22 protein-coding genes and 1 tRNA gene are annotated in these 22,994 nt (G+C 61.0%); 11 read left to right on the forward strand and 12 right to left on the reverse strand.

The window, feature by feature from the left end:
* Positions 1-374: 374 nt before the first annotated feature.
* Positions 375-1,676 (forward strand): Nramp family divalent metal transporter, encoded by a 1,302-nt coding sequence (locus C793_RS0107765; protein ID WP_026106178.1) that lies wholly within the window; start codon positions 375-377, stop codon positions 1,674-1,676.
* 138 nt (positions 1,677-1,814) lie between these two features.
* Here C793_RS0107765 and nfuA read toward each other — a convergent pair whose 3' ends face one another.
* Positions 1,815-2,459: a Fe-S biogenesis protein NfuA gene (gene nfuA, locus C793_RS0107770; protein WP_017430374.1), complete on the reverse strand. Its 645-nt coding sequence runs from the start codon at positions 2,457-2,459 to the stop codon at positions 1,815-1,817.
* A 237-nt stretch (positions 2,460-2,696) separates the two neighbouring features.
* Here nfuA and metH point away from each other — a divergent pair, with 237 nt between their 5' ends.
* Positions 2,697-6,395: a methionine synthase gene (gene metH / locus C793_RS0107775; protein WP_026106180.1), complete on the forward strand. Its 3,699-nt coding sequence runs from the start codon at positions 2,697-2,699 to the stop codon at positions 6,393-6,395.
* Positions 6,396-6,398: 3 nt separating this feature from the next.
* Complete coding sequence (locus C793_RS0107780) at positions 6,399-7,733, forward strand: MATE family efflux transporter (RefSeq protein ID WP_017430376.1); 1,335 nt, start codon at positions 6,399-6,401, stop codon at positions 7,731-7,733.
* A 61-nt stretch (positions 7,734-7,794) separates the two neighbouring features.
* On the opposite strand, the gene smrA is transcribed toward C793_RS0107780, so the two are convergent.
* Complete coding sequence (gene smrA / locus C793_RS0107785; RefSeq protein ID WP_017430377.1) at positions 7,795-8,421, reverse strand: DNA endonuclease SmrA; 627 nt, start codon at positions 8,419-8,421, stop codon at positions 7,795-7,797.
* A gap of 24 nt (positions 8,422-8,445) precedes the next feature.
* On the opposite strand from smrA, the gene C793_RS13670 reads away from it, so the two are divergent.
* The 4 genes from C793_RS13670 (at position 8,446) to C793_RS0107805 (ending at position 10,641) form a co-directional block, all read left to right on the forward strand.
* Positions 8,446-9,006, forward strand: coding sequence for a gamma-glutamylcyclotransferase family protein (locus C793_RS13670; RefSeq protein WP_083871910.1), 561 nt, complete (start codon positions 8,446-8,448; stop codon positions 9,004-9,006).
* Positions 9,003-9,623 carry an NAD(P)H:quinone oxidoreductase gene (gene wrbA, locus C793_RS0107795; protein ID WP_017430379.1) on the forward strand — a complete coding sequence of 207 codons (621 nt, stop codon included), beginning with the start codon at positions 9,003-9,005 and terminating at the stop codon, positions 9,621-9,623. Before C793_RS13670 ends, wrbA begins: the two co-directional genes overlap by 4 nt.
* Positions 9,623-10,027, forward strand: a complete 405-nt coding sequence (locus tag C793_RS0107800) for a DUF2069 domain-containing protein (RefSeq protein WP_017430380.1) — start codon at positions 9,623-9,625, stop codon at positions 10,025-10,027. The genes wrbA and C793_RS0107800 overlap by 1 nt, the downstream gene beginning before the upstream one ends.
* 143 nt (positions 10,028-10,170) lie before the next feature.
* The gene (locus C793_RS0107805) at positions 10,171-10,641 is read left to right on the forward strand and encodes a c-type cytochrome (protein WP_017430381.1); all 471 of its coding nucleotides are present in this window, start codon (positions 10,171-10,173) and stop codon (positions 10,639-10,641) included.
* Between the two features lie 129 nt (positions 10,642-10,770).
* On the opposite strand, the gene C793_RS0107810 is transcribed toward C793_RS0107805, so the two are convergent.
* Both C793_RS0107810 and C793_RS0107815 read right to left on the reverse strand, forming a co-directional pair.
* Positions 10,771-11,451 carry a cytochrome b/b6 domain-containing protein gene (locus C793_RS0107810; RefSeq protein ID WP_017430382.1) on the reverse strand — a complete coding sequence of 227 codons (681 nt, stop codon included), beginning with the start codon at positions 11,449-11,451 and terminating at the stop codon, positions 10,771-10,773.
* A gap of 100 nt (positions 11,452-11,551) precedes the next feature.
* A complete protein-coding gene (locus tag C793_RS0107815) occupies positions 11,552-12,544 on the reverse strand; it encodes an IS30 family transposase (RefSeq protein ID WP_017429565.1) in 993 nt (330 codons plus the stop codon).
* Between the two features lie 273 nt (positions 12,545-12,817).
* Here C793_RS0107815 and C793_RS0107820 point away from each other — a divergent pair, with 273 nt between their 5' ends.
* The 3 genes from C793_RS0107820 to pdxH all read left to right on the forward strand — a co-directional run bounded on the left by C793_RS0107820 (position 12,818) and on the right by pdxH (position 14,553).
* Positions 12,818-13,507 carry an AzlC family ABC transporter permease gene (locus C793_RS0107820; RefSeq protein ID WP_017430383.1) on the forward strand — a complete coding sequence of 230 codons (690 nt, stop codon included), beginning with the start codon at positions 12,818-12,820 and terminating at the stop codon, positions 13,505-13,507.
* Complete coding sequence (locus C793_RS0107825; protein ID WP_017430384.1) at positions 13,497-13,847, forward strand: branched-chain amino acid transporter permease; 351 nt, start codon at positions 13,497-13,499, stop codon at positions 13,845-13,847. The genes C793_RS0107820 and C793_RS0107825 overlap by 11 nt, the downstream gene beginning before the upstream one ends.
* A 61-nt stretch (positions 13,848-13,908) precedes the next feature.
* Positions 13,909-14,553 carry a pyridoxamine 5'-phosphate oxidase gene (pdxH, locus tag C793_RS0107830; protein WP_017430385.1) on the forward strand — a complete coding sequence of 215 codons (645 nt, stop codon included), beginning with the start codon at positions 13,909-13,911 and terminating at the stop codon, positions 14,551-14,553.
* A gap of 131 nt (positions 14,554-14,684) precedes the next feature.
* Here the strand turns inward: pdxH and C793_RS0107835 are convergent, their stop codons facing one another.
* Entirely contained in the window at positions 14,685-17,426 is a 2,742-nt protein-coding gene (locus C793_RS0107835; protein ID WP_017430386.1) for a bifunctional acetate--CoA ligase family protein/GNAT family N-acetyltransferase, read from the reverse strand.
* 170 nt (positions 17,427-17,596) lie between these two features.
* Here C793_RS0107835 and C793_RS0107840 point away from each other — a divergent pair, with 170 nt between their 5' ends.
* Positions 17,597-18,538 (forward strand): histone deacetylase family protein, encoded by a 942-nt coding sequence (locus C793_RS0107840; protein ID WP_017430387.1) that lies wholly within the window; start codon positions 17,597-17,599, stop codon positions 18,536-18,538.
* On the opposite strand, the gene C793_RS0107845 is transcribed toward C793_RS0107840, so the two are convergent.
* The 7 genes from C793_RS0107845 to C793_RS0107875 form a co-directional block, all read right to left on the reverse strand.
* The gene (locus C793_RS0107845) at positions 18,535-18,885 is read right to left on the reverse strand and encodes a TusE/DsrC/DsvC family sulfur relay protein (RefSeq protein WP_017430388.1); all 351 of its coding nucleotides are present in this window, start codon (positions 18,883-18,885) and stop codon (positions 18,535-18,537) included. The two genes, C793_RS0107840 and C793_RS0107845, sit on opposite strands and share 4 nt — an antisense overlap.
* A gap of 21 nt (positions 18,886-18,906) precedes the next feature.
* Positions 18,907-19,191, reverse strand: a complete 285-nt coding sequence (tusB, locus tag C793_RS0107850) for a sulfurtransferase complex subunit TusB (RefSeq protein WP_017430389.1) — start codon at positions 19,189-19,191, stop codon at positions 18,907-18,909.
* A 56-nt stretch (positions 19,192-19,247) separates the two neighbouring features.
* Positions 19,248-19,613 (reverse strand): DsrE family protein, encoded by a 366-nt coding sequence (locus C793_RS0107855; RefSeq protein WP_017430390.1) that lies wholly within the window; start codon positions 19,611-19,613, stop codon positions 19,248-19,250.
* 33 nt (positions 19,614-19,646) lie between these two features.
* Positions 19,647-20,039, reverse strand: a complete 393-nt coding sequence (gene tusD, locus C793_RS0107860) for a sulfurtransferase complex subunit TusD (RefSeq protein ID WP_017430391.1) — start codon at positions 20,037-20,039, stop codon at positions 19,647-19,649.
* A 102-nt stretch (positions 20,040-20,141) separates the two neighbouring features.
* Positions 20,142-20,822: a Bax inhibitor-1/YccA family protein gene (locus tag C793_RS0107865; RefSeq protein ID WP_017430392.1), complete on the reverse strand. Its 681-nt coding sequence runs from the start codon at positions 20,820-20,822 to the stop codon at positions 20,142-20,144.
* A 230-nt stretch (positions 20,823-21,052) separates the two neighbouring features.
* A tRNA-Ser gene (locus C793_RS0107870) sits at positions 21,053-21,143 on the reverse strand.
* 55 nt (positions 21,144-21,198) lie between these two features.
* Positions 21,199-22,905 carry a potassium/proton antiporter gene (locus tag C793_RS0107875; protein ID WP_017430393.1) on the reverse strand — a complete coding sequence of 569 codons (1,707 nt, stop codon included), beginning with the start codon at positions 22,903-22,905 and terminating at the stop codon, positions 21,199-21,201.
* Between the last annotated feature and the right edge of the window lie 89 nt (positions 22,906-22,994).

The raw sequence follows: 22,994 nt of genomic DNA on the forward strand, positions 1-22,994 counted from the left end.
GCGGCCCGGGTTTCGACACAAATGCCGAGCAGTGCCAAGCCCAACCTGCGTTACATGATGATACGTTACGTGCGCTTTTAATACACAACATAGCGTAAAACTGCAAAATGGTCTCTAAACCATTCGATATCAGTTTTCGCTTATCAAATACGCCGAATGTTGACGGTGACTTTCTTCAGGTTTTAAATTTAAGCCCAGGTTTAATTTGTTGTGATAGGGTCATTCATCGGCGCCGGCAGGCCCAGGGTCCGTGGTTGTCGATCGCCGGTGGTTGATTCAAAAGAGACAGGGAGCAGGAGCGTGACAGAGGCAGAACGGCGGCTCTTCGAGTGGTTCAGCATGATCAGGGCGGCGGCGCCCGGGGCGCGACAATAATGAGTGCGGAGCCGTTATCCAGCGATGCCCCGGCGGCCGGTGACCAGGCGACAGACTCCGCGGCTCGGGCGTCTCTTGACGGCCACACCCGCGGATTCAAGGCGCTATGGCCGTTTCTCGGGCCGGCGTTTATTGCGGCTGTGGCCTATATCGATCCGGGTAATTTCGCGACCAATATCGCCGCGGGGTCCACCCACGGCTATATGCTGCTGTGGGTGGTGCTGCTGTCGAACGTCATGGCGATTCTGGTACAGGCCATGTCGGCCAAGCTGGGGATTGCCACCGGACGCAACCTGCCGGAAATCTGCCGCGAGCGCTTTCCCCGGCCGATGACTATCGGCCTCTGGATTCAGGCGGAATTCATCGCCATTGCCACCGATCTGGCGGAGTTTATCGGCGGTGCGCTGGGGCTGAATCTGCTTTTTGGCATCCCGCTTTTTCCCGCCGCGCTGATTACCGGGGTGTTTTCGTTTGCTCTGCTGGAGCTCCAGCGCCGCGGCTACCGCTGGCTGGAAGCCGGCATTGCCTGTCTGGTGGGTATCGTGGTGGTCTCGTTCGCCTATCAGGTGGTTATGGCCAAACCGGACGGCAGCGCCCTGCTATACGGGCTGACGGTGCCGCACTTCGCCGGTTCCGAAAGCGTGCTGCTGGCTGCGGGTATCCTGGGCGCCACGGTCATGCCCCACGTGATCTACCTGCACTCGTCGCTGACCCAGCGCCGGGTAACGGGCCGCAACGAGGCCGAGCGCCGCCGGATTTTCCGCTTTGAGATGGTCGATATTCTGATTGCCATGGCCATTGCCGGCGTTATCAACGGCGCAATGCTGGTCATGGCGGCGGGGTTATTTTTCGGCAGCGGCGATATCGTATCGTCCATCGAAGGCGCTTTTGCCCGCCTGGGCGACCAGATTGGTCCCTTTGCCGCCCTGCTGTTCGGCATCGGCCTGCTGGCCAGCGGCTTTTCCAGCTCGTCGGTGGGCACCATGAGCGGGCAGGTAGTGATGCAGGGCTATATCAACCGCCGGATCCCCCTCTACCTGCGCCGTTTGATCACCATGCTGCCGGCGCTGGCTGTGCTCTGGTTCGGGCTGGACCCCAGCGCTTCGCTGGTGCTGAGCCAGGTAGTGCTATCGTTTGGTATCCCTTTCGCGCTGATCCCGCTGATTATGTTCTGCTCCAACCGCACACTCATGGGCACCCTGGTCAACCACCGCTGGACCACCCGGCTTGCCTGGCTGATCGCTCTGGTGATTATCGCGCTGAACGTCTTCCTGATTTATCAAACCCTGGCAGGTCTGTGAAAGTGATTCCGTGAATCCCCAATAAAACGGCCCGGGCTAGTGCGCTAGCCCGGGCCGTTTTGTTTCGGCGTTAAATAGTAGTTATTAAATAATAGTCGTTAAATAGTCGGCATTGATAGTACGTGTTAATAGTACGTATTAATAGTAGGCGTTGGTGGTATCCGAGTGGTCGGTGACGTCGCGGATACCGCCCATTTCGGGGATACGTTCCAGCAGAGTACGTTCGACACCGTGCTTGAGCGTGATATCCACGGCTGCGCAGCCCTGACAGCCGCCGCCGAAGGAGAGCACGGCGATGTTGTCGTCGAGCAGTTCAACCAGCCGAACCTCGCCGCCGTGAGCCGCAAGCCCCGGGTTGATTTCGCTGTAGAGCACGTAGTTGACGCGGTCTTCCAGCGGGCTGTCGGCGTTGACCTTGGGCATTTTGGCGTTGGGCGCCTTGATAGTCAGCTGGCCGCCCATGCGGTCGGCGTTGAAATCGACCACCGCCTCTTCGAGGAAGTTGACGCTGTTCTTTTCCAGAAAAACGCGCAGCTTTTCCAGCTCGAGCGCCACGTCATCGGCCTCTTCCTCGCCCGGGCGGCAGTAGGCCAGGCAGGTCTCAGCGTAGGGCGTGCCCGGCTGGGTAATGAAGATGCGCACGGCGATACCGTCGACCTCCTGCTTTTCCAGCAGCTCGGCCAGGTAATCCTGCGCGCTCGGGGTGATCTCGATGCCCTGCTTGTCGTCGTCGGTAGTATCCTGCGTCAGGGTCGCGTCTTGTGCTTCAGCGGTCGTCGTCATGGGCATTAACTCCTGCGGAGGCAGCGATGCTGCGCACTGCGAAAATCATTTGACCTTATCATAAGCAAAACCAGGCGCCGACACAATCCTGAGTATTTTACTCGGCTTTGCCGGCCAGCTGCGCGCCAGAGGTTACTTTGGTAGGATAGGCGCCCGCCCGTCGCGCCCGCTCACCTGCCGACGGCATAACAAGACAATCCGATTCCCTGACGGTGATGCTGGAGATTTCCCCTCGCTATGGCTGCTAGTGCTTTGACCGCGACCCTTGAAGAACGCCTTGCGCAACGCATTCTGATTCTCGACGGCGGCATGGGCACCATGCTGCAAAACGCGCAGCTGAGCGAGTCGGAGTTTCGCGGCGAACGCTTCAGCGACTGGTCCGACAACCTCAAGGGCAACAATGACCTCCTGGTGCTGACCTGCCCGGACGTGGTGACGCGCATTCATCGCGATTATCTCGACGCCGGCGCCGACATCATCGAGACCAACACCTTCAACAGCACCCGGCTGTCGCAGTCGGATTACGGCATGGAGGCGCTGGTTGGCGAGCTCAACTTCGAGGCCGCGCGGCTGGCGCGCGACGTCTGCGACCGCGTGGCGGCGGAAACCGGCACGCCGCGCTACGTGGCCGGTGTACTGGGGCCCACGTCGCGCACCGCTTCGCTGTCACCGGACGTCAACGACCCGTCCAAACGCAACGTCACCTTTGATGCCCTGCGGGAAAACTACCTCGAAGCGGCAACGGCGCTGATCGACGGCGGCGCCGATTTGATTCTGCTGGAAACCATCTTCGACACGCTCAACGCCAAGGCGGCGATCTATGCCCTGGAAGAGCTTTTCGAGGCGCGCGGCGAGCGCACCCCGGTGATGATCTCGGGCACCATTACCGACGCCTCCGGGCGCACGCTTTCCGGCCAGACCACCGAGGCGTTCTGGAACTCGGTGCGCCACGCCAATCCGTTCTCCGTGGGGCTGAACTGCGCGCTGGGCGCGCAGGAGCTGCGCCCCTACCTGGCCGAGCTGGCGGACAAGGCCGATACCTTTGTTTCCGCGCACCCCAACGCCGGGCTGCCCAACGAGTTCGGCGAATACGACCAGTCGGCGGAAGAAATGTCGTCGATCGTCGCCGAATTTGCCGAGAGCGGGCTGGTCAACATCATCGGCGGCTGCTGCGGCTCGGCGCCCGAGCACATCCGCATGATCGCCGAGGCCGTGGCCGACATGGCGCCCCGCGAAGTGCCCGAACGCCCCGCCGCCTGCCGGCTGTCGGGTCTGGAGCCGTTCAACATCCAGGCCGACTCGTTGTTCGTCAACGTCGGCGAACGCACCAACGTCACCGGCTCGGCGCGCTTCAAGCGGCTGATCAAGGAAGAAGACTACACCACGGCGCTGGAAGTCGCGCTGGAGCAGGTGGAAAACGGCGCCCAGGTCATCGACATCAACATGGACGAAGGCATGCTCGAATCCCGGGATGCCATGGTGCGCTTTCTCAACCTGATCGCCGGCGAGCCCGATATTGCCCGGGTGCCGATCATGATCGACTCCTCCAAATGGGAGATCATCGAGGCGGGTCTGGCGTGCATTCAGGGCAAGGCCATCGTCAATTCCATCTCGCTCAAGGAAGGCGAGGAACCGTTCCGTGACCAGGCGATCAAGTGCCAGCGCTTTGGCGCGGCCGTGGTGGTCATGGCGTTTGACGAAGAAGGTCAGGCCGATACCTTTGCCCGCAAGACGCAAATCTGCGAACGCGCCTATCGCCTGCTGGTCGATGATATCGGCTTCCCTGCCGAGGATATTATCTTTGACCCCAATATATTCGCCATTGCCACGGGCATTGAAGAGCACAACAACTACGCGGTGGACTTTATTCAGTCCGCCGAGTGGATTCGCGACAACCTGCCCCACGCCATGCTCTCCGGCGGCGTTTCCAACGTCTCGTTTTCGTTTCGCGGCAATAACGCCGTGCGCGAGGCCATCCACTCGGTATTTCTTTACCATGCGGTGCATGCCGGGCTGACCATGGGCATCGTCAACGCCGGCCAGCTGGGCGTTTACGACGACCTGGACGCCGAGCTGCGCGACGCCGTGGAAGACGTGGTACTCAACCGCCGCGATGACGCCACCGAGCGCCTGCTCGACCTGGCCGAAAGCTACAAGGATGCCGCCGCGGGGGGCAGCGCCAAAAAGGAAGACCTGGCGTGGCGCGACTACGCAGTAGGCAAGCGCATCGAACACGCGCTGGTCAAGGGCATTACCAGCCATATCATCGACGATACCGAGGAAGCCCGGCAGCAGTTTGACCGCCCCATCGAGGTCATCGAAGGCCCGCTGATGGACGGCATGAACGTCGTCGGCGATCTGTTCGGCGCGGGCAAGATGTTTCTGCCCCAGGTAGTCAAGTCCGCTCGGGTGATGAAGCAGGCGGTAGGCCATCTGCTGCCGTTTATCGAGGAAGAAAAGGATGAAAACACCCAGGCCAAGGGCAAAATTGTCATGGCCACGGTCAAGGGCGACGTCCACGACATCGGCAAGAACATCGTCGGCGTGGTGCTGCAGTGCAATAACTACGAGGTGATTGACCTGGGCGTCATGGTCCCCGCCGAGAAAATTTTGCAGACGGCCATCGACGAAAACGCCGACATGATCGGACTGTCCGGACTGATCACGCCGTCGCTCGACGAAATGGTCAGCGTGGCGAAGGAAATGCAGCGCCGCGAGTTTGACGTGCCGCTTCTCATCGGCGGCGCGACCACGTCCAAGGCACACACCGCGGTGAAAGTCGATCCGCAGTATCAGAACCCGGTGATCTATGTCACCGACGCGTCCCGGGCAGTCGGCGTGGCCAGCCGGCTGCTGGCCGATAACCTCAAGGACGACTATGTGGCCGATATTCGCGCCGAATACGACAAGGTCCGCGAGCGCAACGCCAGGCGCAAGCCCAAGACCGCCGACCTGACCTACGAACAGGCGCGCAGGCGCCGCTTCCGTACCGACTGGGACAGCTATACCCCGCCGGTGCCCCATGTTCAGGGGCGGGTGACGTTCGAGGATTACGATCTCGAGCAGATTATCGATTTCATCGACTGGACGCCGTTTTTTCTCAGCTGGCAGCTGGCGGGCAAGTACCCCAAAATCCTCGACGACAAGGTCGTGGGCGAAGCCGCGCGCAGCCTCTTTGCCGATGCCCGGGCGATGCTCGAGAAAATGGTCAGTGAAAAACGTATTCGCGCGCGCGGCGTCATCGGCCTCTGGCCGGCCAACAGCGTCGACGACGATGAGATCGAAATCTACCGCGATGAAAGCCGCACCGAGGTCGTTGAACGGCTGTTCCACATTCGTCAGCAAACCACCAAGGGGCGCGACGGCCTCTGCTATAGCCTGGCGGACTTCATCGCACCCAAAGACAGCGGCAAGCCCGACTGGATCGGCGGTTTTGCCGTGACCACCGGACACGGCGTGGAAGAGCTCAGTCAGACCTACAAGGACGCCGGCGACGACTATAACGCCATCATGGTGCAGGCGCTTACCGACCGCATGGCCGAGGCCTTTGCCGAGCTGCTCCACGAGCGGGTACGCAAGGAATACTGGGGCTATGTACCCGACGAAACGCTGGATAACACCGCGCTGATTGCGGAAAAATATCAGGGCATTCGCCCGGCGCCGGGCTATCCCGCCTGCCCCGACCATACCGAGAAAGCCAGGCTGTTCGAGCTGTTGGACGCCACCGAGCAAACCGGCCTCGAACTCACCGAAAATTTTGCCATGTGGCCCGCGGCCGCGGTGGCCGGCTGGTATTTCTCTCATCCGGAAGCGAAGTATTTTTCTACCGGCAAGATCACACGGGATCAGGTGGAAGCCATCGCCGAGCGCAAGGGGCGCACGCTCGACGATATGGAGCGCTGGCTGGCGCCCGTGCTCTCCTACGACCCGGCCTAAGCAGTGACGCTGCTGGCCCCGCGCCGCCTCAAGGTGATGCGCCTGGCGCTGCCGGTGATGCTGGGCATGCTGTCGCAAAGCGTGCTCAACCTGATCGACGCTGCGCTGGTGGGCTCGCTGGGCGACGTTGCGCTGGCCGGCGTGGGCGTAGGCGGCTACGTCATGTTCATGATGACCGCGCTGGTCTTCGGCCTGTCATCGGCGGTGCAGTCGCAAACCGCCCGGTGTCTGGGCGCGGAAGACAGCGCCCCGGCCCGACCGCTCAACGCCGGGCTGATGCTGGCCGCGCTGATGGCGATCCCGCTGAGTCTGCTCGCCTGGTGGCAGGCGCCGGCGTTGATCGGCTGGATCAGTCCGGCGGCGGACGTTGAGGCACTCGGCGTGAGCTATTTCCGCTGGCGCGTGGCGACCCTGGTCGTGGTAGCGATGACGCTCTGTCTGCGCGGCTACTGGAACGGCCGTCAGCAGACCGGCATGTATCTGCGCATCATTCTCTGTGTGCATGCCTTCAACGTGGCGGCCAGTATCGGGCTGATTTTCGGCGTGGCCGGCCTGCCGGCCATGGGCGCGGAAGGCGCCGGTGCGGGCACGGCGCTCTCGCTGTGCCTGGGGCTGGTACTGTGGTGGGCCGTCAGCGTGAAAGGCGCGCGAACTCAGGGTTTTTTGACCTGCCTGCCCTCCCTGCGCGGCTTTTGTCGGCTGGCAGCGCTGGTTTGGCCGCATTCGCTACAGCAGCTCTGGTTTGCTGCCGGCTATGCGGTGCTATTCTGGATGCTGGGTCAGATCGGTACTCAAAGCGTGGCGGTGGGCCATGTGCTGATCAACCTGTCGCTGCTGCTGGTGTTGCCCGGCGTGGGCGTGGGCGTGGCGGCCATGAGCCTGGTGGGTGATGCCCTGGGGCGTGACGCGCGCGCAGATGCGCACCGCTGGGGGCTGGATGCGCTGAGGCTGGCCTGGCTTTTATTGACAACCCTTGCGCTGCCCATGCTGATGTTTCCGCAGGCCATACTCGGCCTCTTTCTGGATAGCGCCGAGCTCGTCACTATGGGGACCCTGCCGCTCAGATTGACCGGGGCGATGATGGTACTGGATGCCGCCGCGCTGGTGCTGGCCCAGGCGCTGATGGGCGCCGGTGCACAGCGTACGGTGATGGCGCTGACGCTTTCCATGCAGTGGCTGGTATTCCTGCCGCTGGCCTGGGCGGTGGGCGTGGGCTGGGGCTATGGACTCTCGGGGATCTGGCTGGTGCAGCTGGGCTACCGGGTATTGAACTCGCTGGGCTTTTTCTGGATCTGGCAGCGCCGCCGCTGGGCGCTGCCGGAAGCTACACTGCGTTAGTCGGTACTGTAATCCGGCACGTTATCCGGCTCTCCAGCCGATACCTTTTAGCCGGTATTTTTCAGCCGCGGCGCTTCTGTTGGCGCTCGCGGTTGTGGGCCTTGGCTCGCCGGCTTTTTCGCAGCATCACCCAGGTGGCGCCCAGGCCGCCCCGGTGGGATTCGGCCGACACATACGCCTGGACCTGGTCGAACTGCACAAGCCATTTGGCTACATAGGAGCGCAGCACGTTGGCCGGGCTGTCAACTTCACGCCCGCGGCCGTGGACAATCAGCAGCGAGCGCAAATCGTTATCGGTGGCGTCGCGGATAAAGCCAAACAGCCGCTGCCGGCATTCGCCCAGCGGGCGGCGCAACAGGTCCAGCTGCGCCTGCACCGGATAGCCGCCGTGCTTGAGCTTATCCGCCACGCCCTGCTGGATGCCGTCGCGGCGAAACGCCATGGGGTCCGCCGGCGGCACCAGGTCAACAAAGTCATCCGACAGGAAGTTGCGGGCATTGGCGCCTTCTGCGGTTTCTTCCTCGGCCGCTTCGCGGCGCGCCCGGCCGGCATCGGCCGACGGCGGCGGTGCCTTTCCCGGATCGGCGCGGTTGGTCTGCTCGAGCGGGGTGACATCGTCCATCAACGCCTCGAAATCCATGCGATCGCCCGCCTTGTCGCTGACGTCATTACCTTCTGGCTGGTTCATGTTCTTTCCTCCGGCTGACGGCACATGCGAATCAATAGCATAACAAACCCCGATAGTCCGCTTAAGCGCGGGCTAACCTGGAGTCTTGCCCTGATCGCCCTGTGCCTGATGGTCGCCACCGGCTGGGTCTGGTGGCAATGGTTCAGCCCCTGGGGCTACCATAAGCCGCCGAATACCGCGCCGATCACCCCGGGCACGCATCAGGTGTTTGTCTATGGCACCTTGCGCCATGCGCCGGTTCGTCTGGTGGTGACGGGAGCCTTCACGGATACCGAGCCGGCCACGCTGGCGGGCTATCGCCGCTGCGGGTTGAATATCGCTCCGGCCACGGAGACCCGCGTTGACGGCGAAGTATTCCGGGTCTCTGCCGCCGAGCTGGCGCGGCTGGATCACTACGAGCGCCTGGGCGTGCGCTATACCCGGCATAAGGTCACCCTTGCCGATCATGGTCGCGCCTGGGTATACCGGCGGCTTGACGACCGGCGTGACAGCCGTGTGCCCATTGGCTGCCGGGGCTCTGATACCATGAGCGGCCGTACAAGGCATCCACCTTCCACCGATACTCATCAGGGAGCCCGCCAATGAGCGCCGAACGGCCCTATATTCTTGTGTTGTATTACTCCCGGTCCGGAGCGACCGCTACCATGGCCCGTCAGGTGGTCGAGGGGATTGAAAGCGTTTCGGGAATTGATGCCCGCCTGCGTACGGTGCCCCCGGTCTCGCCGACCTGTGAAGCGGTCGACCCCGAAATACCCGAAGAAGGCGCGGTCTACGTGAGTCACGATGACTTGCGTCACGCCGGCGGCCTGGTGCTGGGCAGCCCCACGCGCTTTGGCAATATGGCCGCGCCGCTGAAGCATTTTCTGGATACCACCAGCGAGCTGTGGCTTAACGGTGCCATGATCGACAAGCCGGCATCGGCCTTTACCTCTACCGCCAGCCTCCACGGCGGCCAGGAAACCACGCTGATGTCCATGCTGCTGCCGCTGCTGCACCATGGCATGGTCTACGCCGGGGTTCCCTACAGCGAAACGGCCCTGCTGGAAACCCGGGGCGGCGGCACTCCTTACGGCACCAGCCACGTTGCCGGTCCGCGCAGCGACCGGCCGGTGGATGAACACGAGCGCGAACTCTGCGTGGCCCAGGGCAAGCGCATGGCCCGTCTGGGGCTCGCACTGCATGCCATGCGGGAGGGCAACTGATGCGCCAATGGCTGGAAAACGTGGAACGCCGACGCGGCCTGGCGCCTCTCACAGCGCGGGCCCGTCAGCTGGTCGTGGCAAGCTTTACCGTTCTGCTGTTGCTGATGGTCTATCGCGGCATGTTGCTTCAGGGCGACGACGGCTTTAACTGGCGCCCTGTCATCGCGTTTATACTGCCGCTGGTGCTGTTTCTGCCGTCGATTCTCGCACGGCGCCCGCGGGGCCATGCCTGGCTGTCGTTTGTCAGCCTGCTGTATTTCATGCAGGGCGTTATGGTCGCCACACTGCCCGAACAACACCTGCGCGGTATTCTGGAAGCCGCAGTCTCGCTGGCGCTGTTTACCGGCTGCATGGCCTACGCGCGCTTTCGCAGCCGGCTGCTGCGCGAGCAGGCCGAGCCATAGCCGGCGCTCTGTCCCACGAAGGTCTCAGCGCCTTACATTTCCAGGTACTAACCTTAGTAGGCTATGATAGGGTAGCGAAGCGGCCTGATCACGGGCCGCTTTCATTATGACAGACCCGATATCAATCACGAGGGAGATGCTCGATGCGTATGATGAAAGCCGGCCTGAGCGCCGCTGCCTGTGCTGCCCTGCTGACTGCCAGCATGACCGCCAATGCGGTTGAGCCGGAAGACGCGATCCACTATCGTCAGTCGGCGCTGGACGTCATGGCATGGCATTTCGGCCCGATTGCCGACATGGCCAAGGGCGACATCGACTATGACGCCGACGAATTTGCGCGCCGCGCGCAGAACGTCAGCGACATGGCCCACATGCCCTGGGAAGGCTTTGTCGAAGGCACCTATCAGAATGACGGCCACGGCGTGGACACCGATGCGCTGGCGAAGATTGCCGACAATCCCGACGATTTCCAGCAAAAGCAGCAGGATCTGATCGACGAAGCGCAAAAGCTGGCCGAGGTTGCCCAGGACGGCGATTTCGCGACCTCACGCGCCCAGCTTTCCAAGGTCGGCAAGACGTGCAAAAGCTGCCACGACGATTACCTCGCCGAATAACGGCGCCTTGGGCCGTATTAAACCGCGGACCGGAAGTAAAGCGAGAAGTAAAACGGGAAGCCTTGGCTTCCCGTTTTTTTGGCCTATTTTCATGAATGGCATATCGGTATTCAGTGCGAATCCAGTCGCCTACCAATACCACCACAGCAGGCTGACCGCACCGGCAACCGCCAGTATCAGCAGCGTCCGCCACAGCGGAATCGATAGCGCCCTGTGGCCGGGGTTGGCATCCAGGGGCGGGCCCGGTAGCCGTTTGCGCCCGGTCAGCATGGCGCCAACCAGCTTTTCCCCCAGCAGCCGGTGAAAGGCGATGGCGCCAATATGCAGGCCAATCAGAATCAACAGCAAGGTGCTGTTGTAGTGGTGTAAAGCGTGCAGCGTTTTGCTGACATCTTCACCCAGCGATGCGTAAAGCGGCGCTTCAAAAAAGATATCGTCGCTGAGAAACAGCCCGCTCAGCCCCTGAAACGTCAGCGATAGCAGCATCAGGACCACCATCCAGCCGCCAACCGGGTTGTGCCCGGCATAGGGTTTTGGCTGGCGCTTGAGCAGGCTGCCGGCATAGATCAGCAGAGTGCGCGGAGAGCGCAGGAAGGTCGTGAATCGGGCAAAAAAGCTGCCGCCAAAGCCCCATAGCCAGCGAAAGCTCAAGAGGCCCAGCGCTACATAGCCGGCCTTGGCATGCGTTTGCGCGGGAAACAGGAAAGGCGCTCCCTCGGTTTTCATGGTGTAGAAAGACACCAGCACGGCGGCCACCAGAGCCCAGTGAAAAAGACGCACGTAGACGTCCCAGACATAGATACGCTGCATCGTTGTTCCTTGCGTCAATCCATCACGGTGTGTCGTTATAACAGTTTCGCATTTATTCAGCTCATCTCATAGAATATCCTGTGGCCTTGCCGCCCTGAATTCAACCAATAAGCGCAGCACCTGCGGTATTCAGTGCTCCGGAGTATTCCCCCAGAAACACCTGTGCCGGTGTTCGATAGCCGAGTCGTTTTCGAGGGCGGTCATTTAGCTTTCTCACCACCCTGCGTAGCTCGGCATCAGTGACTTGGCGGAAGCTGGTTCCCTTGGGAAAATACTGCCGAATCAAGCCGTTGGTGTTTTCATTGGTTCCGCGCTGTCCCGAGCAGTAGGCGTCGCAAAAGTAGGTTCGCGCTGCTACGGCTCTCGCCACGGTCTGGTGCTCCGAAAACTCCGATCCATTATCCAGCGTGATGGTTTTCACCGCCCCTCGACGAGGCTTCAGCAGGCGGATCATGGCCGTTTTCGTCAACGCCGCTGTAATGCTGGGTAGCCGTGCCGCCAGCAGATAACCGCTGCGTCGCTCAACCAGCGTGACGATGCCTGATTGCTTATGCCCCTGCAGTACCGTGTCACCCTCCCAGTGGCCGATGTAGCGCCGCTTCTCAACCTCGGCCGGGCGATGCTCGATACCCACGCGATCAGGTATCTTGCCAAGCCCTGCGCTTTTGGCGTGTGCACGGTGCTTGCTGCGTCTCTTGGGCTGCCGGAGATGTTGCCAAAGCGTGCCACCGCTGGCCTTGTCATCCCAGATCAGAGAGTAGATCCATTGATGACTGACGCCGACGCCGGCCAACGGTGCCATGAACCCACTGATCTGCTCTGGGCTCCACTCCTCACGCAGTCGGTCTGCAACCACAGCGATCAGGCTAGGCAAACGCTTTTTCCACTTCCAGGCGGTGCGTCGTCGGTTATCGCTACACGCCTGAGCCTGTTCGGGATCATAGCCACCGGCCGTCGCGTTGCGGCGCAGCTCACGGCTAATCGTGCTGCTGTGGAGCCTCAGCTCCCTGGCGATCTGTCGCTGGCTTCTACCCAAGTCATGGCGGGCGTAAATCTGGTATCGTTGCGTCTGGGTCAGCTGTTGGTATCCCATGCTCTGCTTCACTTTGGTCGGTAAAGCAGGAAGGGTACCGGCGCTGACCCTCCTACCTCTACCGTGCTGGCCAAAGTGCTGCAGTTATTCTATGAATTCAGGGCCAAAGCGGCAGTTTTGTGTACGGGGCCGTGCTTTTTGGATGATTATCTACCGTTCTACCGTTCGGAGCCGTCTCTACCGTTCTGTGTCGAGTGGAGGCAGACGTTGGAGGCATATATTGGAAGCATGGATTAAAGGCATATATCGGGTGCAGCGTAAGGAGGCAAGCCAGTGATTAGCCCAATATGGCGGGAAGCGGCCCGGCAGACGCTGCCGGTGCTGTTCGGATATCTACCCCTGGGCGCCGCCTTTGGCATTGTCGCCATCGAAGTGGGAATTCCGTGGTACGCCGCGGCAGCGATGTCGCTGATTATCTATGCCGGTGCCGGGCAGTTTCTGGCCACGACGCTGCTGGCTGCCGGGGCCGGGCTGACCGAAGTGGCGGTTGCCACCATGATGCTCAATTCGCGGCACATCTTTTACGGCCTGTCGCTGCTGAAGCGCTTTCAGGGCGCCGGCTGGCGCAAGCCGTACATGATCTTTGCCCTCACCGATGAAACCTACTCGCTGCTGACCAGCCAGACGACCTACTCTCACGCGCTGGGGTTCCGGATCAGCCTGCTTAACCAGCTGTGGTGGATCAGCGGTACTCTCATCGGTATCGCGGTGGGCAGCGCCCAGCTGTTCAACAGCCAGGGCATCGAGTTTGCCCTGACGGCGCTGTTTATCGTGCTGACGCTGGAACAGGCCAAACGGCTGAAACAGGCGCTCCCCTTCATCATCGCGCTGGTAACCGGCCTGAGCGCGGTTCTTTTGCTGCCGGAGCGTCATTTGCTGCTTGGCGCCATCGGCAGCGCCAGTCTCTTGCTGCTGGTGCACTATCGCTATCGTCAACGCCGGGAGAACCACCATGCTGTCTGATCCGGTCTGGCAACTGATTCTGGTCTGTGCGCTGGCGACCTTTGCCACGCGCATACTGCCCTTTGTCGCGCTGTCCAAACAGGCGGATCACCCTCTGATTCTGCATCTCGGGCGTTACCTGCCGCCGGCGGTGATGCTGATTCTGGTGATTTACGCCCTGCGCGACTTCAGCCCGCTGACTGCCGGCTGGCAGCTCAATATGGGAGACAACGGCCTGCCGTTGATTCTGGCCTCGCTGCTGGTCGCCGGCATGCACGTCTGGCGGCATAACGCCCTGCTTTCGATTGTGCTGGGCACCGTGGCCTATATGGTCATGGTTCAGCTGGGCTGGTCGGTATAGACGCTTGAGCTTTGGCGCTATACCAGCCAACATGGCGCAAATGACTCAAGAGAGACATACCATGACACGCAATATCGCCGATATAAGGCGTGACTATGAAGGCGGTCGTCTCGACGAAGCCGACATGCCCGACGACCCCTTTGCCCTGTTTGATGAATGGCTGTCGCTGGCGCTGGACAACGAAGGTGAAGACGGCAACGCCATGACGCTGGCCACGGCCGATAGCCAGGGCCGGCCACACGCCCGCATCGTGCTGCTGAAAGGGTTTGACGACAACGGCATGGTGTTTTACACCAACTATCACAGCCACAAGGGCAGCGAACTCAACAACGTGCCCTATGCCGCCCTGACCTTCTGGTGGCCATCCATTTCGCGTCAGGTGCGTATCGAGGGCAGCGTTGAGCAGGTGGAGGACGAGGAGTCCGACAGCTACTTCCATAGCCGCCCCCGCAACAGCCGTCTGAGCACCTGGATTGCCACCCAGAGCGTGGTTATTCCCAACCGCAACTGGATTGAAGAACGCCAGAAACGCTTTGAAAGCGCCTACGACAACCAGGAAATCCCCCGTCCGCTTCACTGGGGCGGCTATCGCGTTACCCCCGGCATGATCGAGTTCTGGCAGGGGCAGCCCAGCCGCCTTCACGATCGCGTCCGCTACGAGCGCCGCGACGGTGACAGCTGGCAATGCTTCCGCCTGGCCCCCTGACATCCCTGCCTTTTCGGCACCGCCGGGCAGCTGCCGTTTGAGGGCGTAGCACGCATCATCGACAACTGCCCGGATACATCACCTCTATCCAGCACCCGGCACAAGCCCTGCACCGGGGCGTCACTCCAGGGTTACGGGTTTTCCAGACGGTGGCGCTGCCATTCGTTCTGCGGTTCATTCAGACGCATTACGGCATCGATGACCTGTTCTTCCATGTTATAGCGGCAGGTAAAGCCCAGGTGGGTCATCAGCGCCCGCATGGGATGGTTGTCGATCATGATAGTGCCTTCCATCTCGATGATACCGATATGGCGGCAATAGCTGATCATCTTGCCCATGAGCAGGCTGCCGAGCCCCAACCCCTGAAGGTCATCGCGGATAATCACGGAAAACTCCGTGCGCAGATTGTCCGGATCGTTCCAGACGCGCACCACGCCCAGCATTTGCTTCCTGTTGTCTTCGGGTTCGTACTCGGCGATAAACGCCATCTGGCGGTCGTAATTAATGTGCGCCAGGGTCGACAGATCGCGCTGCGACAGGTCGGCCTTGTTGTGGAAATAGCGAAAGCGGATGCTCTCTTCGGAGAGCTGGCGGTGAAACGCCGTAATCAGCGGCGCGTCTTCGGCGCGGATGGGGCGCACCTCGACATCCCAGCCGTTTTTCAAGGTGGCGCGCTCGCGGAGCTCTTCGGGGTACGGCATGATCGCGAACCGCGCCGGCTGGCCCAGGTCCATGGCAAAATCCACGGCCTCGATACCGTCGCGATTCAACAGCAGCGGGTTGAGTTCCAGCCCCTGCAGCTCGACCAGGTCGGTCGCCATCTGCGAAAGCTTTACCAGCAGCTGGCACAGCTGCTGGATATCGCGTTCCGGCTCGGCGGAATGTTCGCGTATCAGCGAGCACGCATGGGTGCGGCTCACCATATCGGCAGCCAGGCTCATATTGAGCGGCGGCAAGGCGACCTGACGATCGGCGAGGACGTTGACCTTGTAACCGCCGATGCCGAACACGATAAGCGGTCCGAACACCGCATCGCGGGTAATCCCCGCACAAATCTGCGTGGAGTGCTTGCCCCGCTGCATGGGCTGCAGGCAATACTCACGAATGGCAAGGTCGGGAAACTTTTCGCGCACCTTGTCGCCAAGCCGGGTCATACCGTCGGCAACCTGCTCGGGAGTATCCAGATCCTGTAACAGGCCGGCGGAAATCTTGTGCGGGTGTTTGCGATAGCGGAACGGCCGGCAGTTGCCCTCGTGTACCACTTTCAGCGCCTTGGGACCCTGAATCTGCCCGGCAGACTGGATGGCATCGTCGGGCGTTTGCAGGTAGAGGCTGGTGGCGGCGGGAATACCGTAGGCCTCCAGCACCTGGGCTGTCTCGGCGTGTGTCAGCGTCTGCCGGCCGGCGTTTTTGGCGGCCTTGATCAGCTCGTGGCAGCGCGCCCGAATCGCGGCGCTGGTGGAAAAGGCCAGGCTGGGCGGCGTTTCCTGCAGCAGCTTTTGCACGCGCTGATAGTCCACCAGGTGCATGAACGCCTTGACGGCTTTTTCGGGGGATATATAGGTCGGAATACCGGCCTGGTTGCAGGCATGACGAGCGTTCAGGGCTTCCTTCAGGCCCATCCAGCTGGTCAATAGATTGCCGCGATAGTTGTCACGACCGGCAATCACCGCTTCGGCCGTATCCAGCGACGGCGCCATACGGGTGGTCGCGTGAACCAGCAGCACAGCGTCCACGTCCGGGTCGGCACTGACAATCGAGAGTGCATCGACCAGCCGCTGCGGGGTGGCGTTACCGCCCAGGTCCACCGGGTTTTCGCCGGGTTTGCTGATATCCAGCTGCTGATGAGTCAGTGCCTGACGCGTGTCTTCGCTGAAGTGTGCCAGCTTGCCCCCGGCGCTGATGAGCTTGTCGATGGCCAGCATCGCCGGGCCCAGGCCGTTGGAGACCACTGCCAGACGCCCGGCTTTTCTCGGGCGCATGCGCGACAGCGTTTCCAGCGCATCCAGCAGCTCGTCCGAGTCGTCCACGCGCACCACCCCGGCGCGGGAAAAAGCCGCGTCGAAAATATCATCGCGGTGGGCAATCCCCGGCGTAGCCGGCTGCTCGACAAGTTCTGCCGGTGCGGTGCGTCCGCTTTTGATCGTCACCACCAGGTGATTGCGTGAGGCATCGCGCAGCGCGGTCATGAAGTGCTGGGCATCGCGGATATATTCCAGATGCAGCAGAATCGCCTGAGCCGGCGAATACTGATTGATGTAGTCGAGCAGGTCGGGCAGCAGCACATCGACGCTGTTACCCACGGTGATGACGTGGGAAAACCCCACATGACGGCCGGCGGCCCAATCGATCATGGCATTGGCCAGCATCCCGGACTGGCCCAGATAGGCAACGCGCCCGGCCCTGATCGGCTGGCTGGCATAGGAGGCGTTGAGCTTTCTGCCCGGTACAATCACGCCCATGCACTCGGGGCCCAGCAGGCGGATGCCGGAGGCGCGTGCCGCCTGCAGCATGCGCTCCTTGATGGAGCCGCGGCTGTCATGGTCCTGATCCAGGTGGACACCACCGGACAACACCAGTGCCGCCTTGATGCCGAGCTCGCCCAGCGATTTGATCATGGCGGGGACGCCGTCAATGTCCGTACAGACCACGGCCAGATCGGGAACGTCGGGCAATTCGCGCACGCGTGAGACACAGGGAACGCCGCAAACCTCGCTGGCGCCGCCGCGCTCGACAGCCCATATCGGCCCCCTGAATCCGCCTTCCTGAATGTTGCGCAGTACCAGTCCGCCCAGCGACTCTGCCGTTTCCGAAGCGCCGATCACCGCAATGGACGTCGGCTGAAAAAAGTGGTGCAAAAATTGCGTGCTCACCTTGTTGTCTCCTGCGGCCAAACTCCTGAAGGTATCTTGCTACTGCCGGCCTGCTACGACCTATGGGCACTGTCACACACCTCGGGCAGTTGATTAAGGTGTCTTTAGTCTTGACTACTTCTCCGCCCCATAACGAAACGGGGTAAACCTGCTTTATCGAGAGCTGCCCAATGATCACTTCCTATATCACACACCCCTACTGCTCGCTGCATCACATGGGGCCGGGACATCCTGAAAGCCCGGAACGGCTTGAGGCCATCAGCGCGCGACTGGCCCTGTCCGGGCTTTTGCAGCAGACCATGCAGTCGGATGCCAAACAGGCCGGCATGGCGGATCTGGAGCGCGTGCACCCCACCGGGCACCTGAAAGCTCTGGAAGATTGCGTACCGCATGAAAATATCGTGATGCTCAACAACGACACACTGATGAATCCCGACAGCCTCAAGGCGGCCAACGTGGCGGCGGGAGCCGGCCTGCGGGGCGTTGACCAGGTATTCCGACATCAGGCCGACAACGTTTTCTGTGCGGTTCGCCCGCCCGGCCACCACGCCGAAGAAGCCGAAACCATGGGCTTTTGTTTCTACAATAACGTCGCCGTGGCCGCCGCCTACGCTCGGGAAAAGTATGCCGCCAGCCGCATTGCCATCCTGGATTTCGACGTGCACCAGTGCAACGGCACGATTGATATCTTCAAGGAAGACCCAAACGTGCTGGTATGCACCAGTTACCAGTCGCCCTTCTACCCCTGGCGCTACCTCCATGAAGAGTACAACAATGTGGTCAATACGCCGCTGGATGCCGGCACCGACAGCGAGACCTTCCGGCGACTGATCGAGTGCCAATGGCTACCGGCGCTGCATGCGTTCAAGCCGGACCTGGTGCTGCTGTCATCCGGGTTTGATGCCCACCGGGATGATCCGATGTCGGAAACCCTGCTGGAAGACAGCGATTTTTACTGGGTAACGCGGCTGGCAATGGAAATTGCCACGCTGTATGCCGACAACCGGCTGGTGTCGATTCTGGAAGGAGGCTACCACCTTGCATCGCTGGCCAGCTCAACCGAAGCCCATCTCAACGCGCTGCTGGGGCATCCGTTTGAAGCACCCGGCTAAAGGCAGTTGGTGGGTTTGGGCAGCCCGGCAATCCGGGCTGCCCGCTTGGCCGGGCTACCCGGAAAAAGCGACATCAAATATAGCGAACTGCCCTTTTCGGGCCCTAAGCGCTGCTTGACCGCCTTGACCCAGGCCCGCATCGCGGGCGCCATTTCGTACCGGGCATAAAAATCGCGCAGGACGTCGATCAATTCCCAATGGGCATCGGTCAGCTGGATTCCTTCTTCGTCGGCCAGCGCGCCGGCAACGGCCGGTGTCCATTCTTCCATGTTGACAAGATACCCTTCGGGATCGAGAGCTACAGTTTTGTTTTCAAAAAGATAACGGTATATTTCTGTATGGGACATAGATCAACTCCCAACCCTGTTTCAGTACCAGCTCACCGTTTGCCGGGCCTCGGCCGTTAACGCCACAAAAGTGTCGATATCAATCAAGTCGGCTGCCGAATCATCCGCGACACCACGGGCGTCGGCGTCTTCTTCCAGAACATGGATTCGCCCGGGCGCATCCTGCCATCCCGACCAGCGTTCATCCCGAATAGCCAGCACGGCGTCTTCAATCAATACCAGCCGATCATCAGGCGCCATGGCGGTAAGCGCCTGAGCCGCCGCCGGACCGTCGGCCGGCACGCGATTAAGAATATGTACCATCATGCTTTTCACCCTTTTTGCGGCTGCCCCGCAGCCTGCGCCCGGCTTCCGCGATCCGATTAAAAGGTTAGTATCCGGCCGGCATCACGAAACAGGCCCTGTACCTCACCGGCATCCACCAGCCGAGTATTGGCCACCAGGTCATCGGCGCCAAGTCCACGACAGGTCGCATCTTCTTCCGGCAGATAAAGCGTTTCAATATCGTACATTTCGAGCATATCGATCATCGGCAGCGTCGACTTCTGCCCTGGTGCCCCGGGTGACTGCCCGGTTTTCAGCGCAAATGCCCCCTGCCCCATGAACAGGGCCACGACCGACTGACCAAAGGCCGCGCCTACCAGCAGGGCATCGAGACTTTCCCGTAGTCGAATACCATCGTGCGGCGCACTGCGGATAACGATCAGCAAGGTATCGGACTGGCTCATGGCGCTCTCCGGAAGGTACGGCGGTAAATAGACTCAGGCCGCAAAGGTAATCAGACGATCGCAGCGCTGCTGCACGGTCAGCAGCTGCCCCAGCCCGGTCAGCTCAAAGGGCGCCGCCACGTTATGCCCCGGCTTGCCGTGGCGCCGGGCTTCGGCTTCGTCCAACAGGCCACGCCGCAGGGCCGCCGCAATGCAGACATCCAGCCTGGTGCCCTGCGTCTCGTGCAGCTCCTGCCACAAGTCGTGCAGGTTGGCCTCGTCCTGGGGCGGTGTCAGCAGGAAAGAAGCGTTGTGTACGCCATCACGGTAGAAGAACACGCTGTCCAGGCTGTGCCCCTGACCGGTCAGCGCATGAGCGAAGCGCAACGCCGAGTGCGGCGCTTGGCTGCTATACGGTGCGCCCATGACCAGCAGTGCATAGCGCATCTGCACCTCCTGAAAAGCCTGATCAAAAACAGAACAGACCCTGCGCAGGATGGCAGGGTCTGTGCGAAGCTCTCACTCGGCCAGCGGATGGCCATGCCGTACTCAGTCGCTGCTCATGATGCCCAGCAGGGAAAGCAGGCTGACAAAAAGGTTATAAATTGATACGTACAGCGTGATCGTGGCGAGGATGTAGTTGGTCTCTCCCGCTCGATGCACCATTTCACTGGTCTGGTACAAAATGGCCGCCGAGGAAAACAGCACAAAGCCGGCAGAGACCATCAGCGACAGCGCCTGAATCTGGAAGATCAACCCTGCGACCATGGCCAGAATCAGCACAATGGCGCCGGCCATAAGGAAGTTGCTCAAAAAGCCGAAATCCTTTTTGGTGACCAGAGCCACGGCGGACAGACCGAAAAACGTCAGCCCGGTCATCGCCAGCGCGGTCATGATCAACTCGGCGCCGTTGGGCAGCGTCAGATAGGCGGACAGAATCGGGCCCAGGGTAAAGCCCATGAAGCCTGTGAAGGCAAACGTCGCCAGCAGCCCGGCAGCCGAGTTGGCCGTCTTGTGCACCAGAAACATCAGGCCGTAGGCCCCGACGAAAAAGATCAGAATATTGATTTGCTCAATACCCATGGCCACCGCAGCACCGGCGGTAACCGCAGAAAACAGCAGCGTCATGGCCAACAGCGCGTAGGTATTGCGCAATACCTTGTTGGCCTCCAGATCGCCAACGCCCTGATTAGCCCGGGTACTGGAAAGGCGTGATTCGTTGTAAGCCATGTAGACATGCTCCATTGGTCATTTTGCTCAACAACTGACAAGCATGCCGCCAGCAGGTTCCATACGCAAGCCCAAAACGCCGGGGCATGGATGCCATTCCGGTTTTAATCCCCTGAAACCTGTCGACGTTTCTCATCCGACCGGCTACATCACAGATGTCATTAGCCCCGTGGTTTATCGTGGCGTGCACACAAAAAAGCCCGCTCAAGGCGGGCTCTTTCGTAGCGTTCTGGCGGAGGGACAGGGATTCGAACCCTGGGTAGGCTACAAACCTACGCCGGTTTTCAAGACCGGTGCAATCAACCACTCTGCCATCCCTCCGGCTGGTTGCGTATAATACCGGTTTCCGCCGTGAAGTCAATGCCTTTGGTAGCGTTTAGTACAGTCGAAGGCCGACGCGGGTGATGCGATTGCCGTCCATTTCGCTCACGACCCATTGGATGCCATGCCAGTCCACATCGTCACCCACGACCGGATTCCCGCCGAGGCGCAGCGCCATGAAACGGCTTAGCGTCATGCCCGGGGTGCTCGAGCTCAGTGTCAGGCCGTAGGCTTCGGCGATATCCTGCATCAGCGCGCTGCCTTCAAGGGTAAAGGCGCCGAAAAACGCCCGTTCCTGCTTGAGCCTGGCGTTGCCGTTGAACAGCCGATTGAGCGCGACGACGTCCTCGGCGCGGCCGATCACACAGAGCACATCGCCCAGTTTCAACCGCGTGTTGCCCTTGGGGTGAAGCATGGCCCGTTTGCGGAACAGCGCTGAAATCAGCGATCCGGAGGGGAAGCGCAGCAGGCGGATGGGAACGCCCTCCAGATCCTGGTTTTCGACGTCGTAAATAAACATCTCGAAGTCGTTTTCCGGCAGGATACCCAGCGCCCCGCGCCGGTTGGGCGTGGTGCCGTCGGGTACTTCAACTTTCAGACGGCGCGCCACCCAGGCCAACGAGCCCCCTTGTATCAGCAACGACATCAGCACTACAGCGAAGGCGACGTTGAAATACAGCGAAGCGTTTTCCACGCCGCCGATCAGCGGGAAAATGGCCAGCACAATAGGCACCGCGCCCCGCAACCCGACCCAGGCGATGAACAGCACTTCGCGGGTGCGAAACTTGAAAAACGGCTTGATGATGGCAAAGACCGCAATGGGCCGGGCAACAAAAATCAGCGCCAGCGCCACCCCCGACGCCGGCAGTGCCACGTTCCACAGCTGGCTGGGAGTGACCAGCAGCCCCAGCACCAGAAACAGACCGATTTGACTGAGCCACGCCAGGCCATCGTGCACCGGTAGAATCGAGCTCAAATGCCGGCCGGGTTGATTACCGATCATCAGCCCCGCCAGGTAGATGGCGAGAAAACCGCTGCCGCCCAGCACGCTGGTCAGACCGAAAACGCTGAAGCCCAGCGCCAGCGCCAGCATCGAATACAGCCCGGGAGCCAGATCCAGCCAGCGCAGCAGCTTGGCGCTGAGCCAGCCGCCGCCAACCCCCACGGCCAGCCCGATGCCGAACTGGGAAACAAAAAACAGCAGCGTCTCGCTGATGCCGCCGATATCCCCGGCCAGCATCTCGACCAGCATGAGCGTGAGGAAAATTGCCATGGGGTCGTTGGTCCCGGACTCGATCTCGAGCGTGGCCCCGACCCGCTCGTTAAGGTTGACTCCTTGCCCCTTGAGCATGGAAAACACCGCCGCCGCGTCGGTGGACCCCACAATCGCCCCGACCAGCAGGCCCTGAATCAACGTCAGGTTGAAAACCAGCATGGCGATGGCACCCACAATCGCACCGGTCACCGGCACGCCCAGGGTCGCCAGCAGCAATGCCGGCTTGAAGCCCACGCGAAACGTTTTCAGCCGGGTTCGCAGGCCGCCGTCGAGCAGGATCATGGCCAGGGCAACGTGCCCGATAACAAAGGCCATGGAGTAGTCGTCAAACCTGATGCCCAGCAGGCCTTCTTCTCCGGCCAGCATGCCCAGCCCGAGAAAAATCAACAAAAGCGGCAAACCAAACAGCGATGACAGCCGGCTGGCCAGAATGCTCAACGTCATCAGGCCGCCGCCCAACAAAAAGAAAGTATACAGTGCGTCCATGTTTTCCTGTCTTGACCCGTAACGCCGACTATTATGCCATCCATGCCAACGTTTTATTGTGACTTATTGCGTACTTGACGTTTAATACC

The organism is Vreelandella jeotgali Hwa (assembly GCF_000334215.1).
GTDB lineage: Bacteria > Pseudomonadota > Gammaproteobacteria > Pseudomonadales > Halomonadaceae > Vreelandella > Vreelandella jeotgali.

Bases quoted from the DNA above. Each gene is read 5' to 3' on its own strand.
- C793_RS0107765 (WP_026106178.1), top strand. From the start codon at position 375: ATGAGTGCGGAGCCGTTATCCAGCGATGCCCCGGCGGCCGGTGACCAG.
- C793_RS0107805 (WP_017430381.1), top strand. From the start codon at position 10,171: ATGCGTATGATGAAAGCCGGCCTGAGCGCCGCTGCCTGTGCTGCCCTG.
- nfuA (WP_017430374.1), bottom strand. From the start codon at position 2,459: ATGACGACGACCGCTGAAGCACAAGACGCGACCCTGACGCAGGATACT.
- C793_RS13670 (WP_083871910.1), top strand. From the start codon at position 8,446: ATGCGAATCAATAGCATAACAAACCCCGATAGTCCGCTTAAGCGCGGG.
- C793_RS0107810 (WP_017430382.1), bottom strand. From the start codon at position 11,451: ATGCAGCGTATCTATGTCTGGGACGTCTACGTGCGTCTTTTTCACTGG.
- C793_RS0107865 (WP_017430392.1), bottom strand. From the start codon at position 20,822: ATGGCTTACAACGAATCACGCCTTTCCAGTACCCGGGCTAATCAGGGC.
- wrbA (WP_017430379.1), top strand. From the start codon at position 9,003: ATGAGCGCCGAACGGCCCTATATTCTTGTGTTGTATTACTCCCGGTCC.
- C793_RS0107855 (WP_017430390.1), bottom strand. From the start codon at position 19,613: ATGAGCCAGTCCGATACCTTGCTGATCGTTATCCGCAGTGCGCCGCAC.
- tusD (WP_017430391.1), bottom strand. From the start codon at position 20,039: ATGCGCTATGCACTGCTGGTCATGGGCGCACCGTATAGCAGCCAAGCG.
- metH (WP_026106180.1), top strand. From the start codon at position 2,697: ATGGCTGCTAGTGCTTTGACCGCGACCCTTGAAGAACGCCTTGCGCAA.
- C793_RS0107815 (WP_017429565.1), bottom strand. From the start codon at position 12,544: ATGGGATACCAACAGCTGACCCAGACGCAACGATACCAGATTTACGCC.
- pdxH (WP_017430385.1), top strand. From the start codon at position 13,909: ATGACACGCAATATCGCCGATATAAGGCGTGACTATGAAGGCGGTCGT.
- C793_RS0107840 (WP_017430387.1), top strand. From the start codon at position 17,597: ATGATCACTTCCTATATCACACACCCCTACTGCTCGCTGCATCACATG.
- C793_RS0107825 (WP_017430384.1), top strand. From the start codon at position 13,497: ATGCTGTCTGATCCGGTCTGGCAACTGATTCTGGTCTGTGCGCTGGCG.
- tusB (WP_017430389.1), bottom strand. From the start codon at position 19,191: ATGATGGTACATATTCTTAATCGCGTGCCGGCCGACGGTCCGGCGGCG.
- C793_RS0107875 (WP_017430393.1), bottom strand. From the start codon at position 22,905: ATGGACGCACTGTATACTTTCTTTTTGTTGGGCGGCGGCCTGATGACG.
- smrA (WP_017430377.1), bottom strand. From the start codon at position 8,421: ATGAACCAGCCAGAAGGTAATGACGTCAGCGACAAGGCGGGCGATCGC.
- C793_RS0107800 (WP_017430380.1), top strand. From the start codon at position 9,623: ATGCGCCAATGGCTGGAAAACGTGGAACGCCGACGCGGCCTGGCGCCT.
- C793_RS0107845 (WP_017430388.1), bottom strand. From the start codon at position 18,885: ATGTCCCATACAGAAATATACCGTTATCTTTTTGAAAACAAAACTGTA.